Source organism: Streptomyces sp. NPDC004051, from assembly GCF_053604275.1.
Genome location: NZ_JBSGHG010000012.1, coordinates 54739 through 70449, shown reverse-complemented (window position 1 = coordinate 70449; position 15711 = coordinate 54739). Strand labels below are relative to the sequence as shown.

Below are 15711 nucleotides of genomic sequence, written 5' to 3'. Positions count from 1 at the left end.
GTCCCCGCACAGGGAACAACGCTCAGCGTGGCACCGGGGTTCCTGTCCCGGCCGGTGCCGGCCCCCTCATGCCCCGAACAGGTTCCCTTGTCCGTTTCCGGGCCCGGAGGAGCCGGGTGGGGTGAGACCGAGGTGCGCCCATGCCGCCGGGGTCGCGACCCGGCCGCGCGGGGTGCGGGCGAGCAGCCCCTCCCGGACCAGGAACGGCTCGGCGACCTCTTCCACCGTCTCCCGTTCCTCGCCCACCGCGACGGCGAGGGTGGACAGGCCGACCGGTCCGCCGCCGAACAGCTTGAGCAGGGCCTCCAGCACCGCCCGGTCGAGCCGGTCCAGGCCCCGGCCGTCGACCTCGTAGACCGCGAGGGCCGCCGTGGCGATCTCGCGGGTGATCCTCCCGTCGGCCCTGACCTGGGCGTAGTCGCGGACCCGGCGCAGGAGGCGGTTGGCGATGCGGGGCGTGCCGCGGGACCGGCCGGCGATCTCGGCGGCGCCGTCGGTCTCTATCCCGACCTCCAGGAGGCCTGCCGAGCGGTGGATGACCCGCTCCAGCTCGGTGGGCTCGTAGAACTCCATGTGCGCGGTGAAGCCGAAGCGGTCGCGCAGCGGGGGCGGCAGCAGCCCCGCCCGGGTGGTGGCGCCGACCAGGGTGAACGGGGGCAGCTCGAGGGGGATGGCGGTCGCTCCGGGGCCCTTGCCGACGATGATGTCGACGCGGAAGTCCTCCATCGCCATGTACAGCATCTCCTCGGCGGGCCGGGACATCCGGTGGATCTCGTCGAGGAAGAGCACCTCGCCCTCCTGGAGGGAGGACAGGATCGCCGCGAGGTCGCCGGCGTGTTGGATGGCGGGCCCGGAGGTGATGCGGATGGGGGCTTCCATCTCGGCCGCGATGATCATGGAGAGGGTGGTCTTGCCGAGGCCGGGGGCGCCGGAGAGCAGCACGTGGTCGGCGGTGGCGCCCCGCGCGCGGGCGGCGCGCAGCACCAGGTCGAGCTGTTCGCGGACCTTCTCCTGGCCGATGAACTCGTCCAGGTCCTTGGGCCGCAGGGCGGCCTCGACGGCCTGGTCCTCCCCGTCGGCGACAGATCCCACCAACCGCTCCGCGGCGGCGGGGGCGGTCGTGTCGTCCCAGTTCACTGAAAGTCTCCTAGCCGGGTGGGGCGGGGCGGTACGGGGGATGCGGGCTGCCGGGGACGGCGGTACGGGGCTACCGGGCGCGGTTCAGGGTCTGCAGGGCCGCCTTCAGCAGCGGGCCCACCTGGGGCGTGCCCTCGGCCGCCTCGGCCTGCGGGGTGACGGCGGCGACCGCGTCGTCGGCCTCGCGCGGCGCGTACCCGAGACCGATCAGCGCGGCGTGCAGCTGGTCGCGCCAGCCCGCGCTGCCGGGGCCGGCCGCGGCCGCCGCCGCGCCCACCGGTGCGCCGAGGCGGTCCTTCAGTTCCAGGAACAGCTTCTGGGCGCCCTTCTTGCCGATGCCGGGCACGGCGGTGAGCGCCTTCTCGTCGGTGGTCGCCACGGCCCGGCGCAGTGCGTCCGGGGTGTGCACGGCGAGCATGGCCTGGGCCAGGCGCGGGCCCACCCCGCTGGCGGTCTGCAGCAGCTCGAAGACCTGCCGCTCGTCGTCGTCCGCGAAGCCGTAGAGGGTGAGCGAGTCCTCGCGCACCACCAGGGACGTCGCGAGCCTGGCGGGCGCGCCGACGCGCAGCCCGGACAGGGTGTTGGGCGTGCACTGCACGGCCATGCCGACGCCGCCGACCTCGACGACCGCGGCGTCGGGGGCGAGCGCGGCGACCGTGCCGCTGACGAAGGCGATCATGCGGAGCGCCCCTTCGGTGAGTTCGGTGCTGTGGGTGTGCGCGAGGCGTGCAGGGCGGCCGCCTGACGCAGCCGGTTCTGGGCCGGGGCACGCCAGATGTGGCAGATGGCGAGCGCCAGGGCGTCGGCGGCGTCGGCGGGCTTCGGAGGCGCGTCGAGCCGCAGCAGGCGGGTGACCATCGCGCCGACCTGGGCCTTGTCCGCCCGCCCGGATCCGGTCACGGCGGCCTTGACCTCGCTGGGCGTGTGCAGGGCGACGGGGATGCCGCGGCGCGAGGCGCACAGCAGGGCGACGGCGCTCGCCTGGGCGGTCCCCATCACCGTCCGGACGTTGTGCTGGCTGAAGACCCGCTCGACGGCGACGCACTCCGGCCGGTACTCGTCCAGCCACTGTTCGAGGCCCTGCTCGACGGCGACGAGGCGGTGCCCGAGATCGGCGTCGGCGGGCGTGCGCACGACACCGACGCCGAGCATGGTGAGCGGTCGTCCGGCGACCCCCTCGACGACCCCGACACCGCACCGCGTCAACCCCGGGTCGACCCCCAGCACCCGCACCCCGGCCTCCCCTCTCTCTGCGGCTCGTCCGCCGCCGCTCTCGCGGACCCGGCTGATCGCCGCCGGGGTCCCTCGGTCGAGGGTCACGGTCCGCGTGCGGTGATCTTTGGCGTACGCCAGGCTATCGGCTGCCACTGACAGGAGCGCGGGCCGGTGAGGACATGCCCCCACCGGCCCGCCGGAACCGTCGCGCACGCGGCCGCGTCACACGTCGACCTTCTCCATGATCTCGTCGCTCACGTCGAAGTTGGCGAAGACGTTCTGCACGTCGTCGCTGTCCTCCAGCGCGTCGATCAGCTTGAAGATCTTCTTGGCGCCCTCCTCGTCCAGTTCGACCTGCATGGTCGGGACGAAGTTGGCCTCGGCGGAGTCGTAGTCGATCCCCGCGCTCTGCAGCGCGGTGCGGACCTCGACGAGGTCGGTGGCCTCGCTGAGCACCTCGAAGGACTCACCGAGGTCGTTGACCTCCTCGGCGCCCGCGTCCAGGACGGCGGCGAGGACGTCGTCCTCGGCCAGCTCGCCCTTGGGCACGATCACGACGCCCTTGCGGTTGAACAGGTACGACACCGAGCCGGGGTCGGCCATCGAGCCGCCGTTGCGGGTCATCGCGACCCGCACGTCCGAGGCGGCGCGGTTGCGGTTGTCGGTGAGGCACTCGATGAGCACCGCGACACCGTTCGGGCCGTAGCCCTCGTACATGATCGTCTCGTAGTCGGCGCCGCCGGCCTCGAGACCGCCGCCTCGCTTGATGGCGGAGTCGATGTTCTTGTTCGGCACCGACTGCTTCTTGGCCTTCTGGACGGCGTCGTAGAGCGTGGGGTTGCCGTCCAGATCGACACCGCCCATGCGCGCGGCGACCTCGATGTTCTTGATCAGCTTCGCGAAGAGTTTGCCACGCCTGGCATCGAGGACGGCCTTCTTGTGCTTCGTCGTGGCCCATTTGGAGTGGCCGGCCATCTGACTCTCTCCTTCGCGTAACCCATCCCTGCAACAAACTCCCCCAGGGCTCGGAAGCCCGGGAGGTACCCAGGAATCCTACAAGGCGTCGGCCGCCCGGCACTCGCGTGTCATGGCGACGAACAAGCCGTGCACACGGTGATCGCCGGTCAGTTCCGGGTGGAACGACGTGGCCAGGGCGTTGCCCTGACGGACCGCGACGATGTGACCGTCGTGCTCGGCGATCACCTCGGCTCCGGCGCCGACGGACTCGACCCAGGGGGCGCGGATGAAGACACCGTGCACGGGGCCGCCCGGCACTCCCCTGACGTCGACCGCGGCCTCGAAGGAGTCGTTCTGCCGCCCGAAGGCGTTGCGGCGCACGATCATGTCGACCCCGCCCACGGTCTCCTGGCCCGAGCGCGGGTCGAGGATCTTGTCCGCGAGCAGGATCATCCCGGCACAGGTGCCGTAGACGGGCATGCCGTCCCGCACGCGTGCGCGCAGGGGCTCCATCAGGCCGAACAGGAGGGCCAGTCTGGAGATGGTGGTGGATTCCCCTCCGGGCAGGACCAGGCCGTCGACCTCGGCGAGTTCGTCGGGCAGGCGCACCGGCCTGGCCACGGCGCCGGCCGCGGCCAGGGCGACGAGGTGCTCCCGTACGTCGCCCTGGAGGGCCAGGACGCCTGCCACGACGTCGCTCATGCCTACCAGCCGCGGTTGGCGTAGCGCTCGGCCGCGGGGAGGGTGTCGCAGTTGATGCCGACCATGGCCTCACCGAGGTTGCGGGACGCCTCGGCGATCACCTTCGGGTCGTCGTAGAAGGTGGTGGCCTTGACGATGGCGGCGGCGCGCTTGGCCGGGTCGCCGGACTTGAAGATGCCGGAGCCGACGAAGACGCCCTCGGCGCCGAGCTGGCGCATCAGCGCGGCGTCGGCGGGGGTGGCGACGCCGCCGGCGGAGAACAGCACGACGGGCAGCCTGCCCAGCTCGGCGACCTCCTTGACCAGCTCGTACGGGGCGCGCAGCTCCTTGGCGGCGGCGTACAGCTCGTGGTTGTCGAAGCCGCGCAGCCGGGCGATCTCGTTCTTGATCTGGCGCAGGTGACGGACGGCCTCGACGACGTTGCCGGTGCCGGCCTCGCCCTTGGAGCGGATCATCGCGGCGCCCTCGGCGATGCGGCGCAGGGCCTCGCCGAGATTGGTGGCGCCGCAGACGAAGGGGGTGGTGAACGACCACTTGTCGGAGTGGTTGACCTCGTCGGCCGGGGTGAGGACCTCGGACTCGTCGATGTAGTCGACGCCGAGGGACTGCAGGACCTGGGCCTCGACGAAGTGGCCGATGCGGGACTTGGCCATGACCGGGATGGAGACGGCCCCGATGATGCCGTCGATCATGTCCGGGTCGGACATGCGGGCCACTCCGCCGTCCTTGCGGATGTCGGCGGGCACGCGCTCCAGTGCCATGACGGCGACGGCGCCCGCGTCCTCGGCGATCTTCGCCTGCTCCGGTGTGACGACGTCCATGATCACGCCGCCCTTGAGCTGCTCGGCCATGCCGCGCTTCACGCGGGCGGTGCCGGTCTCGGGAGCCTGGTTTTCGGAGAGCGTGCTGGACACGTATGACCTCACTGTTACGAAGAGGGGGGTTTCTGCAGCACCGAGGAAACGTGAACGGACCGGTCCGCGGCAAGAGCCAATGACGAGGCGGTGGATCCTTCTGGGCGGACTCCTGTGTCCTCCCGGGCGGGGCGACGCTATGCGGCCCGCTCCATCAGGGAGGCCGGTGGTTCGTCGTCCATCTCGAAGGCCATCGGGAACGGCGCGTGTCCCGCCAGCCGGAACCAGCGCACCTTGCGGTGCCTGCGCAGAGCACGCGCGGCCCGTACGGCGTCGTTGTGGAAACGCCGTGCCATGGGCACCCTGCGGACCGCCTCGGCGAGTTCCAGGGCCGCCTCCTCTCCCCCGGGCGCGTCCCTGACCGCGTCCACCTGCTGCGCCTCGGCGAAGACGGCACGCAGCGCCTGGCTCAGTTCGCTCTCGGCGACCTCCCGCTGTTCCTCCACCGTCTGCCGCGCGGCGTGCGCGGCCTCGTAGAGCACGATCGAGGCGGCCGGGTCGAGCACCCCCGACGTGGCCAGTTCCTGCGCCACCGAGGCGCGACGCAGCAACTGCGCGTCCAGCGCGGCACGGGCGGCGTCGATCCGGGCGTGCAGCCGGTCCAGCCGCCCCGCCGTCCAGCTCAGGTAGAGGCCGATCGCAGCGAGGACGACGAGGATCCAGATGAGGGTTGCGGTCACGGGCGGCAAGGCTACCGGGAGCCGCATCCGGACCCGAACGGACCGGAGCCCGGCCGGCGGGGCCGGGCTCCCGTTCCCTTCGGAACCCTCAGTCCCGCGTCAGACCGAAGCGGGTCCACCGCTTCGTCGTCCGGTCGTCCGCCGCCACCGCGGCCGCGCCGGCGGTCACCGTCTCGTAGACGGACATGATGTCCGCGCCGACGGTCGACCAGTCGAAGCGGCGGACGTGGGCGCTGCCCCGTTCGCGCAGCTTGGCGCGGCGCTCGGGGTCCTCCAGGAGGCCTATCGCGGCGTCGGCGAGCGCGTCGGCGTCCTCGTTGGGGAACAGTTCGCCCGCCGCGCCCCGGTCGAGGACCTGGGCGAAGGCGTCCAGGTCGGAGGCGAGCACCGGCGCCCCCGCGGACATCGCCTCGACCAGGATGATGCCGAAGCTCTCGCCGCCGGTGTTGGGCGCCACGTACAGGTCGACGCTGCGCAGGAGCCGGGCCTTGTCCTCGTCGCTGACCATGCCGAGGAACTCGACCCGGGAGCGGAGTTCGGCGGGCAGGCTCTCGACCGCCTCCTCCTCGTCGCCGCGTCCCGCGACCAGCAGCCGCGCCCGCGGGCGGGCGGCGAGGATCTTCGGCAGGGCCCGCATCAGCACCGGGAGGCCCTTGCGGGGCTCGTCGATACGGCCGATGAAGCCGATCGTCTCCCCCTGCCACCGCGGATCGGCCTCGGCGCGGGCGAAGAAGTCGACGTCCACACCGTTCGGGATCACCACGGCGTCCCCGCCGAGGTGTTCGACGAGCGTACGGCGGGCGTACTCGCTCACCGCGATCCGCGCGCTGATCTTCTCCAGGGCCGCCTGCAGGATGGAGTAGGCGGCGATCATGGCCCTGGAGCGCGGGTTGGACGTGTGGAAGGTGGCCACGATGGGTCCCTCGGCGGCCCAGCAGGCCAGCAGGCCGAGCGAGGGCGAGGTCGGCTCATGGATGTGGATCACGTCGAAGGCGCCCTCGTGCAGCCAGCGCCGCACCCGGGCCGCCGAGAGGAAACCGAAGTTGAGCCGGGCCACCGAGCCGTTGTACGGCACCGGCACCGCGCGGCCGGCCGAGACGACGTACGGCGGCAGCGGGGTGTCGTCGTCGGCCGGGGCGAGGACGGACACCTCGTGGCCGAGCCGGATGAAGTACTCGGCCAGGTCACGGATGTGGAACTGGACGCCGCCCGGTACGTCCCAGGAGTACGGGCAGACGATGCCGATTCTCACGCGGTCGCCTCCCGCGCGGGGTCGAGGTCCTCGAGCCACAGGCGCTGCAGCATGTGCCAGTCCTCCGGATGTTCGGCGATCCCCGCGGCGAAGGCGTCGGCCAGCGCCTGTGTCATCACGGACGTCTTCTCGGCGCGGGTGCCCGATTCGGGGATCGCGACCGGTGGATGGACCTGCCCCCGCATCACGGGCGAGTCGTCGTACCAGAGCGTCGCCGGCAGCAGCAGCGCGCCGGTCTGCTGGGCGAGCAGGGCGGGGCCGGCCGGCATCCGCGCGGTCTCGCCGAAGAAGTCGACCTCCACCCCGGAGGCCGACAGGTCGCGGTCGGCGACCAGACAGACCAGTCCCCCGTCGCGCAGTCGCCGGGCCAGCGTGCCGAACGCGCTGCCGCCGTTGTGCGGGAGCACCTCCATGCCGAGGCCCTCACGGTAGGCGACGAACCGGTCGTACAGGGTCTCCGGCTTCAGGCGCTCGGCGACGGTGGTGAAGGGGATACCGAGCCCGGCGGTGGCCCAGGCGCCCGCGAGGTCCCAGTTGGCCAGGTGCGGCAGCGCCAGGACGACGCCCTTGCCGGCCGCCATGCCGTCGGTCAGCCGGTGGATGTCCTTGATGTCCACCCCGCCCGCTATGCGCTCCCGGCTCCAGGCCGGCAGCCGGAAGGACTCCATCCAGTACCGCAGGTACGAGCGCATGCCCGCACGGGACAGTTCGGCGAGCTGCTCGGGGCTCGCGCCCGGCACCACGCGCGCGTAGTTGGCCTCCAGCCGCAGCACGCCCTTGCCCCGGCGCTTCCACGCCAGGTCGGCGATGCTCCGGCCGAGCCGTACGGCGACGGGTTCGGGAAGTTTCCTGACGGTGGCCCAGCCCGCGCCGTACAGGGCGTCGGTCAGCCGCTCCTGGACGCTCACTTCGCGGTCTCGCTCCCCCGGGTCTGCTGCTCCTCGGCTGACTCCCGCGCCCCGGACTCCCGTTCCGCGACCTCGGCCTCGGCGGACTCGCGGCGTACGGTGACGACCCGCTGGACCAACGTGACCAGGCTGCCGACGGCGACGATCCACAGGGCGATCGGCAGCAGGTACCGGACGCCGGGCACACCGAATGCGTGCAGGCCCGCCAGACCCGCCGCGACCAGCGAGATCACCAGCCGCTCGGCCCGCTCGATCAGCCCGTTCACGGCGACCGGCAGCCCGATCGACTCGCCGCGCGCCTTGGTGTACGACACCACCTGGCCGCTGGCCAGGCAGAAGATCGAGACGGCGCACAGCACGAGGTCGTCGCCGCCGCCCGCGTACCACAGGGCGAGGCCGGCGAAGACGGCCCCGTCGGCGACCCGGTCGAGGGTGGAGTCGAGGAAGGCCCCCCAGCGGCTGGAGCGGCCCAGCTGGCGGGCCATGTTGCCGTCGACGAGGTCGGAGAAGACGAACAACGTGATGACGACCGTGCCCCAGAAGAACTCGCCCCTGGGGTAGAAGACCAGCGCGCCCGCGACCACACCCGCGGTGCCGATGAGCGTGACCGTGTCCGGGCTGACCCCCCGCCGGATGAGAAACGCGGCGAACGGCGTGAGGACACGCGTGAAGAATGCACGCGCGTACTTGTTCAGCATGGCCTTCCCGACGGTCGGTGTGGCCGTGTGGCCCTGCTGGCCACCGGCTGGCCCATCGTAGTCACGCGTACGCACCGCCGTCGGCCGGGCACCCGAACGTCCGGCGCTGGCCGCGGCGCACACGGCGGCGGACCGGGAGAGGGGATCACGTCCCTCGTATGGACGCACCGTGACGGGAGTGCAAAGCTCGAAGGACCGCGGGCGTCGCCGGAGCCGTCACCGCTCGGGGTGCCCCCGGGCGGACACCCGGGGGAGGATTCCGCGTGTCCGCGCCCACAGCGACCTCACCGTGCACGGGAGGCAGGACCATGGGCGACAAGGCGCACACACACCCCGGAGCCGCCGGAAGGGCGCAGGCGGCCGACCGTCCCACGTCCGTACGGAATGTGGTGCTGGTCGGCCACTCCGGATCGGGCAAGACCACCTTGGTGGAGGCTCTCGCGCTGACCGCGGGGGCGGTGAACCGGGCGGGCCGGGTGGAGGACGGCGGCACCGTCTCCGACTACGACGACATCGAGCACCGGCAGCAACGCTCGGTACAGCTCTCCCTGGTGCCCGTCGAATGGGACGGCATCAAGATCAACCTGCTGGACACCCCCGGATACGCCGATTTCGTCGGCGAACTCAGGGCCGGTCTGCGAGCGGCGGACGCGGCCCTCTTCGTCGTCTCGGCCTCCGACGGCGTGGACGGCTCGACCCGGATGGTGTGGGACGAGTGCGCGGCCGTCGGCATGCCCCGGGCCATCGTCGTCACGCACCTGGAAGCGGCGCGCGCGGACTTCCAGGAGATGACGCGCGTCTGCGCGGAGGCGTTCGGCGGGGACGACCCCGACGCCGTACTGCCGCTGTACCTGCCCCTGCACGGCCCTGCGGGGCCCGACGGGCACGCGCCCGTGACGGGGCTGATCGGCCTGCTGACGCAGAAGCTGTTCGACTACTCCTCCGGGGAACGCGAGGAGTCCGAGCCCGGCCCGGACCGGCTGCCGCTGATCGAGGAGGCACGCGACCGGCTGATCGAGGGGATCATCGCGGAGAGCGAGGACGAGACCCTCATGGACCGCTACCTCGGCGGCGAGCAGTGCGACGTCGAGACGCTGATCGAGGACCTGGAACGCGCCGTCGCACGCGGTGCGTTCTTCCCCGTCCTGGCCGCCGCCCCCGCGGCCGAGGGCGCCCGCCAGGGCCTCGGCACCGTCGAGCTGCTGGGGCTGATCACCGGCGGCTTCCCGACCCCGCTGGAGCACGTCACACCGCGGGTGACCACGGTCGACGGCACCCCGCGCGAGCTGAAGCCGTGCGATCCCGACGCCCCGCTGGTCGCGGAGGTGGTCAAGACGTCGTCCGACCCGTACGTCGGCCGGCTCTCGCTGATCCGCCTCTTCTCCGGCACCCTGCGCGCCGACCAGACGGTGCACGTCTCCGGGCACGGGCTGGCCGACCGGGGCCACGAGGACCACGACGTCGACGAGCGGATCGGCGCGCTGTCCACGCCGTTCGGCAAACAGCAGCGGCCGGTGTCGCACGTCATCGCGGGCGATCTGGCGTGCGTGGCGAAACTGGGCCGCGCCGAGACCGGGGACACCCTGTCCGCCAAGGACGACCCGCTGCTCATGGAAGCCTGGGAGATGCCCGACCCGCTGCTGCCGCTGGCCATCGAGGCGCACAGCAAACCCGACGAGGACAAACTCTCGCAGGGGCTCTCCCGCCTCGTGGCGGAGGACCCGACGATGCGCCTGGAGCAGAACCAGGAGACCCACCAGGTGGTCCTGTGGTGTCTGGGCGAGGCACACGCGGACGTGGCCCTGGAGCGGCTGCGCAGCCGGTACGGCGTCCAGGTGGACGTCGTACCCCACCGGGTGCCGTTGCGGGAGACGTTCGGCGACCGGGCAGCCGGACGCGGGCGGCACGTCAAACAGTCCGGTGGCCACGGGCAGTTCGCCATCTGCGAGATCGAGGTGGAGCCGCTGCCGGGCGGCTCGGGCATCGAGTTCGTGGACAAGGTGGTCGGCGGCTCGGTGCCGCGGCAGTTCATCCCGTCCGTCGAGAAGGGCGTACGGGCCCAGGCCGCCAAGGGCATCGCGGCCGGCCACCCGCTGATCGACGTACGGGTGACGCTGCGGGACGGCAAGGCGCACTCGGTGGACTCCTCCGACGCGGCGTTCCAGACGGCGGGCGCGCTGGCGCTGCGGGAAGCCGCCGCGGACGCGCGGATCCACCTCCTGGAACCGGTGGCCGAGGTGAGCGTCCTGGTCGGCGACGACTACGTGGGACCGGTGATGAGCGATCTGTCCGGCCGGCGCGGCCGGGTGCTCGGCACCGAACAGTCGGCCGGTGGCCGCACCCTCGTCCGGGCCGAGGTGCCGGAGATCGAGATCGGCCGGTACAGCGTCGACCTGCGGTCGCTCTCGCACGGCACCGCGCGCTTCAGCCGCCGGTACGTGCGGCACGAGCCGATGCCGCCGCAGGTCGCGGAGCGGGTACGGGAGGAGGCCCGCAGCGCCTGACGGCGCCGGGCGGGCCGCACGTACCGGCGCCGGCGGCGCCCCGCCCGCCGGCGCCGACAGGCGGCTTTCGGCCGTCCACCGACGGACACCGGTGGCTGCCGATACCCTGAAATCCAGATCAACAGGTGTGCGTGGCAAGGAAGTCGGGAAGGCCGCAAGACGACAGTCGCGGCGATCGGGGGCGGGAATGACCGTTGAGGGCGGTTACGCGGAGTTCTTCGGTCCGCAGGTGCCACGCACCGGCGACGAGGGACAGACCCCGACGTTCGCCCTGGCCTCGGCGGCCTACCGGGACAACGAGGTCGAGGAGATACTCAAGGCCGACAACGAGTGGCACAAGTCGTCCGTCGACAAGCCCAGGATCGCGCTGTTCCGGCCGAACCTGGGCGAGGCGTTCTCCCGGGCGATCATCGACCGGATGCTGGGCTCCGGGCGGGCACCGCTCATCCAGTCCTTCGGCGCCCACCCCCAGGTGGTGGTGGAGCACAGCCTCGCGGCGCACCGCATCCGGCGGGACCGGGACAACTGGCTGAGTGCCGTGATGGTGCTGTGCGGCCTGCTGTTCCTGCCCGGACTGCTGGTGTGGCTGCTGGTCTTCCAGATCCGCACCACCATCGCCAGGCGCGAGGACAAGCGGGCCGGCGCACTCGCCACCACGCTCCTGGTCGCGGTGGGCGTCCTCGCGGTGATCTTCCTGGTCCGGATGCCCTTCGACGGGTTCTGGGGCTGGTACGCGCGCGCGTCGGTCGTCGCCCCGGTGGTGGGCTGGTTCTGGGCCAAGCGGATCTGCGAGCGCACGGCGCAAGACCTCAGGGAGCGCTGGAGCAGCCTGCTCTCCGGCGGCAGCGTGGGCGCCAAGGTGCCCGAAGCGGTGCCGAGCAGCCCCGGTGAGACGGCCGCCGAGCAGTTGCGCCAGTCGCTGGCCCGGCTCAGCGCCGAACAGCAGTCCAACTCCGTGTTCTACGCCGGCCCCAAGGGGATACTGGGCATGGGCACGCGCTGGGGCAGCTGGCAGCTCGCCGAGGAGCTCGTACCGGCCGATCCGGACCGGGAGATCAACCCGTTCCGCAGCTGGGACGTGATCAAGGCCATCCACGACCGGCTGCGCATGCTGGAGCGCGGTCCGCTGCACACCGGCGGCTTCACCAAGCCCTCGGTACGGCACTGGATCGTCACCCCCATCGGGGAGAACGCGGACGGGGTGTCCCGGCCCGAGGGCACCGACGTCGAGGCGTACCAGGTCAAGCAGCACGCCATACAGGAGATCTGCAACAACCAGCAGTTCGGCGCGGGCGACCGGCACTACCTGGGCGTGCAGTGGACGCTCTGGGACGGCCAACTGGTCCTCACCATGCTGATCACGGTGACGGTACTGCACGAGACGCTGCGCATCGAGGTCACCGGGCACGCCCTGGGACCGGTGCACTCCCTGTTCACCAGCAAGCCGGCGGCCAAGGAGAAGACGGTCCAGAAGTCCGTCAGGTTCTGGGAGACCCGGACGGTGAAGCTCCCCCTGGTCGACGCGGACGAGGTGGTGCGCCTGGCCGCCCGGGCGCCGCTGACCTGGTACCCGCCGCTGCTGTACTGGCTGGGCGGCAAGCTCTCGCTGCCCGAGCCCTTCGGCCTGCGGCACGCCTGGGCCGACAAGCCGTGGCGACACCGTTTCATGGCCGACGACGCGCTGCGCGCCGCCACACCGGTCCTGCGGGCGGTGCACTCGGCGGCGATCAAGGTGCTGCAGGAGAACGGTGTGGACACGGAGAAGTTCGGCGCCCGCTCGGCGGGCCTGAGCGGAGCCGTCCAGGAAGCGGCACCCAGGAAGGCCGACGTGTACGACGCCTAGGTCAGTCCGTCGGCCAGGCCTCCGCCAGCATCTTGCGGGTGTCGCCCAGCAGCTGCGGCAGCACCTTCGTGTGGCCGATCACGGGCATGAAGTTGGTGTCGCCGCCCCAGCGGGGCACGACGTGCTGGTGCAGGTGCGCGGCGATGCCTGCGCCCGCGACCGTGCCCTGGTTCATGCCGATGTTGAAGCCGTGCGCGCCGGAGGCGGTGCGCAGGGCGCTCATCGCGTGCTTGGTGAACTCGGCGAGCTCCGCCGTCTCCCCCGTCGTGAGCTCCGTGTAGTCGGCGACGTGGCGGTACGGCACCGTCATCAGGTGGCCGCCCGTGTAGGGATAGAGGTTGAGCACGGCGTAGACCAGCTCGCCGCGCTTGATGATCAGCCCGTCCTCGTCGGACTTGGCCGGAATGGAGCAGAAGGGACAGCCGTCGTCGGCGCCCGGGCCGCTCGGCTTGTTCTCGCCCTGGATGTAGGCCATCCGGTGGGGCGTCCACAGACGCTGGAACGCGTCCTGCGTACCCACTCCCGACTGCTGCTCCGGCTCACTCGTCATGCGTGCAGCATATGGCGTCGTTACGGGGGAACGGCAAAGGCCCCCGGGAACCCCCGGGGGCCGATCCCCGCACGGGCGGGGAGCAGGTAGTCGGCAGGTGCAGACCACGGCAGAGGTCGGGACCACCCCCGCTCAGGCGGGGACCACATCAGACCTGAACGCGACGCTCCACCACATCAACGAGCTTCGCCAGCGCTTCGTCACGCGGAATGCCGTTCTCCTGCGAACCGTCGCGGTAGCGGAACGACACCGTGCCCGCGTTCATGTCGTCGTCACCGACGATGATCATGAACGGGACCTTGAGCTTCTGCTGCGTGCGGATCTTCTTCTGCATGCGGTCCGAGGAGGAGTCCACCTCGACCCGCAGGCCCTGCTTCCTCGCGTCCGCGGCGAACTTCTCCAGGTACTCCACGTGGGCGTCGCCCACCGGGATGCCCACCGCCTGCACCGGTGCCAGCCATGCCGGGAAGGCGCCCGCGTAGTGCTCGAGGAGCACCGCGAAGAACCGCTCGATGGAGCCGAACAGCGCGCGGTGGATCATGACCGGGCGGGTCTTGGAGCCGTCCGCGGCGGTGTACTCCAGGTCGAAGCGCTCCGGCAGGTTGAAGTCGAGCTGGATCGTGGACATCTGCCAGGTACGGCCGATGGCGTCGCGGGCCTGCACGGAGATCTTCGGTCCGTAGAAGGCGGCGCCGCCCGGGTCCGGGACCAGCGGCAGGCCCTGCTTCTCGGCGACCTGGCGAAGGGTCTCGGTGGCCTCCTCCCACGCCTCGTCGCTGCCGACGAACTTCTCCGGGTCCTTGGTGGACAGCTCCAGGTAGAAGTCGGTCAGACCGTAGTCGCGCAGCAGGTTCAGGACGAAGGTGAGGGTCTTGTCGAGCTCCTCGGACATCTGCTCGCGGGTGCAGTAGATGTGCGCGTCGTCCTGGGTGAAGCCGCGGGCGCGGGTCAGACCGTGCACGACGCCCGACTTCTCGTAGCGGTACACGGTCCCGAACTCGAACAGGCGCAGCGGCAGTTCACGGTACGACCGGCCGCGCGCATCGAAGATCAGGTTGTGCATCGGGCAGTTCATGGGCTTGAGGTAGTAGTCCACGCCCTCGTCGAGCTGCATGGGCGGGTACATGCCGTCGGCGTACCAGTCCAGGTGGCCCGAGGTCTCGAAGAGCTTCCCCTTCGTCGCGTGCGGGGTGTAGACGAACTCGTAGCCCTCCTCCTCGTGCCTGCGCCGCGAGTAGTCCTCCATGACCCGACGGATGACGCCGCCCTTGGGGTGGAAGACGGCGAGGCCGGAGCCGATCTGCTCGGGGATGGAGAACAGGTCGAGCTCGCTGCCGAGCTTGCGGTGGTCGCGCTTCTCGGCCTCGGCGAGGAACTCCAGGTGCGCCTTCAGTTCGTCCTTGGTCGGCCAAGCGGTGCCGTAGATGCGCTGGAGCTGCTTGTTCTTCTCGCTGCCGCGCCAGTACGCCGAGGCGTTGCGCATGAGCTTGAACGCCGGGATGTTCCGGGTCGTCGGCAGGTGCGGGCCACGGCAGAGGTCCCGCCAGCACAGCTCGCCGGTCTTGGCGTCCAGGTTGTCGTAGATCGTCAGCTCGCCGGCGCCGACCTCGACGTCCGCGCCGTCGTCGTGCGACGCGGAACCCTTGATGCCGATCAGTTCCAGCTTGTACGGCTCGTCGGCGAGCTCCTCGCGGGCCTCGTCGTCGGTGACCACGCGGCGGGAGAAGCGCTGACCGCGCTTCTGGATCTCCTGCATGCGCTTCTCGATGGCCTTGAGGTCATCGGGGTGGAAGGGCTCGTCGACGTCGAAGTCGTAGTAGAAGCCGTCCTTGACCGGCGGGCCGATGCCCAGCTTGGCCTCGGGGAACAGTTCCTGCACGGCCTGTGCCATGACGTGCGCGGTGGAGTGGCGCAGGATGTTCAGGCCGTCCTCGGAGGAGATCTCCACGCCCTCGACGGTCTCGCCGTCCTTGACCTCGTAGGCGAGGTCCTTGAGCTCACCGGCCACCCGCGCCGCGATGATCGAGCGCTCGCCTGCGAAGAGCTCGGCGGCCGTGGTGCCCGTCGTCACCACGCGCTCGTCCCGCTCGGAATCGCGTTGGATGATCACACGGACGTCTGACACCGGTCTCTCCTGACTGAAGGCTTTGGCTGCGACGCCATACCTGAGCGCACGCACGGGTGCGATCGTACCGACCCGAACCGGTCGGGCGCGAAATCATTCCCCCGCGACCGGCCCGTACCGGGTGCGAAACGGATCGTCACCGAGCGTGACCGGCATGCGTCCGGCCCGGTTCCCGCGAGCACCCGCGGCCGGCGCCCGCGTACGGCGCGCGCCGACCGGGTATCAC

Annotated in this window: 14 protein-coding genes; 2 read left to right on the top strand and 12 right to left on the bottom strand. The window is 71.3% G+C overall.

Annotation, left to right across the window (positions count from 1 at the left end; all coding sequences use genetic code 11):
* Nucleotides 1-66 precede the first annotated feature (66 nt).
* From ruvB to pgsA, 10 genes are all read right to left on the bottom strand, one after another.
* Nucleotides 67-1137, bottom strand: a complete 1071-nt coding sequence (ruvB, locus tag ACWEQO_RS15595; protein WP_452983181.1) for a Holliday junction branch migration DNA helicase RuvB — start codon at nt 1135-1137, stop codon at nt 67-69.
* Between the two features lie 70 nt (nt 1138-1207).
* A complete protein-coding gene (gene ruvA, locus ACWEQO_RS15590) occupies nt 1208-1816 on the bottom strand; it encodes a Holliday junction branch migration protein RuvA (protein WP_452983178.1) in 609 nt (202 codons plus the stop codon).
* Nucleotides 1813-2370, bottom strand: coding sequence for a crossover junction endodeoxyribonuclease RuvC (gene ruvC / locus ACWEQO_RS15585; protein WP_452983340.1), 558 nt, complete (start codon nt 2368-2370; stop codon nt 1813-1815). Before ruvC ends, ruvA begins: the two co-directional genes overlap by 4 nt.
* A 204-nt stretch (nt 2371-2574) precedes the next feature.
* Entirely contained in the window at nt 2575-3327 is a 753-nt protein-coding gene (locus ACWEQO_RS15580) for a YebC/PmpR family DNA-binding transcriptional regulator (RefSeq protein WP_361461805.1), read from the bottom strand.
* 78 nt (nt 3328-3405) lie between these two features.
* A complete protein-coding gene (gene pdxT, locus ACWEQO_RS15575) occupies nt 3406-4011 on the bottom strand; it encodes a pyridoxal 5'-phosphate synthase glutaminase subunit PdxT (protein ID WP_452983175.1) in 606 nt (201 codons plus the stop codon).
* 2 nt (nt 4012-4013) lie between these two features.
* A complete protein-coding gene (pdxS, locus tag ACWEQO_RS15570) occupies nt 4014-4925 on the bottom strand; it encodes a pyridoxal 5'-phosphate synthase lyase subunit PdxS (protein WP_452983172.1) in 912 nt (303 codons plus the stop codon).
* A gap of 137 nt (nt 4926-5062) precedes the next feature.
* Nucleotides 5063-5605: a LemA family protein gene (locus ACWEQO_RS15565; RefSeq protein WP_109379486.1), complete on the bottom strand. Its 543-nt coding sequence runs from the start codon at nt 5603-5605 to the stop codon at nt 5063-5065.
* A gap of 88 nt (nt 5606-5693) precedes the next feature.
* On the bottom strand, nt 5694-6857 hold the full coding sequence (locus ACWEQO_RS15560) for a glycosyltransferase family 4 protein (protein ID WP_452983169.1): 1164 nt from the start codon (nt 6855-6857) through the stop codon (nt 5694-5696).
* On the bottom strand, nt 6854-7765 hold the full coding sequence (locus ACWEQO_RS15555; RefSeq protein ID WP_452983166.1) for a phosphatidylinositol mannoside acyltransferase: 912 nt from the start codon (nt 7763-7765) through the stop codon (nt 6854-6856). The genes ACWEQO_RS15560 and ACWEQO_RS15555 overlap by 4 nt, the downstream gene beginning before the upstream one ends.
* Nucleotides 7762-8463, bottom strand: coding sequence for a phosphatidylinositol phosphate synthase (gene pgsA, locus ACWEQO_RS15550; RefSeq protein ID WP_452983163.1), 702 nt, complete (start codon nt 8461-8463; stop codon nt 7762-7764). Before pgsA ends, ACWEQO_RS15555 begins: the two co-directional genes overlap by 4 nt.
* Nucleotides 8464-8771: 308 nt before the next feature.
* Here pgsA and ACWEQO_RS15545 point away from each other — a divergent pair, with 308 nt between their 5' ends.
* Both ACWEQO_RS15545 and ACWEQO_RS15540 read left to right on the top strand, forming a co-directional pair.
* Nucleotides 8772-10967 carry an elongation factor G-like protein EF-G2 gene (locus ACWEQO_RS15545; protein ID WP_361461786.1) on the top strand — a complete coding sequence of 732 codons (2196 nt, stop codon included), beginning with the start codon at nt 8772-8774 and terminating at the stop codon, nt 10965-10967.
* A 187-nt stretch (nt 10968-11154) separates the two neighbouring features.
* A complete protein-coding gene (locus ACWEQO_RS15540) occupies nt 11155-12810 on the top strand; it encodes a hypothetical protein (RefSeq protein ID WP_361461783.1) in 1656 nt (551 codons plus the stop codon).
* Between the two features lies 1 nt (nt 12811).
* Here the strand turns inward: ACWEQO_RS15540 and ACWEQO_RS15535 are convergent, their stop codons facing one another.
* Together ACWEQO_RS15535 and thrS are read right to left on the bottom strand one after the other, a co-directional pair.
* Nucleotides 12812-13360 (bottom strand): HIT family protein, encoded by a 549-nt coding sequence (locus tag ACWEQO_RS15535; RefSeq protein WP_452983159.1) that lies wholly within the window; start codon nt 13358-13360, stop codon nt 12812-12814.
* Between the two features lie 148 nt (nt 13361-13508).
* Nucleotides 13509-15485, bottom strand: a complete 1977-nt coding sequence (thrS, locus tag ACWEQO_RS15530; RefSeq protein WP_452983156.1) for a threonine--tRNA ligase — start codon at nt 15483-15485, stop codon at nt 13509-13511.
* Nucleotides 15486-15711 lie beyond the last annotated feature (226 nt).

Bases quoted from the DNA above. Each gene is read 5' to 3' on its own strand.
- ruvA (WP_452983178.1), bottom strand. From the start codon at position 1,816: ATGATCGCCTTCGTCAGCGGCACGGTCGCCGCGCTCGCCCCCGACGCC.
- ACWEQO_RS15580 (WP_361461805.1), bottom strand. From the start codon at position 3,327: ATGGCCGGCCACTCCAAATGGGCCACGACGAAGCACAAGAAGGCCGTC.
- pdxT (WP_452983175.1), bottom strand. From the start codon at position 4,011: ATGAGCGACGTCGTGGCAGGCGTCCTGGCCCTCCAGGGCGACGTACGG.
- pgsA (WP_452983163.1), bottom strand. From the start codon at position 8,463: ATGCTGAACAAGTACGCGCGTGCATTCTTCACGCGTGTCCTCACGCCG.
- ACWEQO_RS15545 (WP_361461786.1), top strand. From the start codon at position 8,772: ATGGGCGACAAGGCGCACACACACCCCGGAGCCGCCGGAAGGGCGCAG.
- ACWEQO_RS15540 (WP_361461783.1), top strand. From the start codon at position 11,155: ATGACCGTTGAGGGCGGTTACGCGGAGTTCTTCGGTCCGCAGGTGCCA.
- ACWEQO_RS15535 (WP_452983159.1), bottom strand. From the start codon at position 13,360: ATGACGAGTGAGCCGGAGCAGCAGTCGGGAGTGGGTACGCAGGACGCG.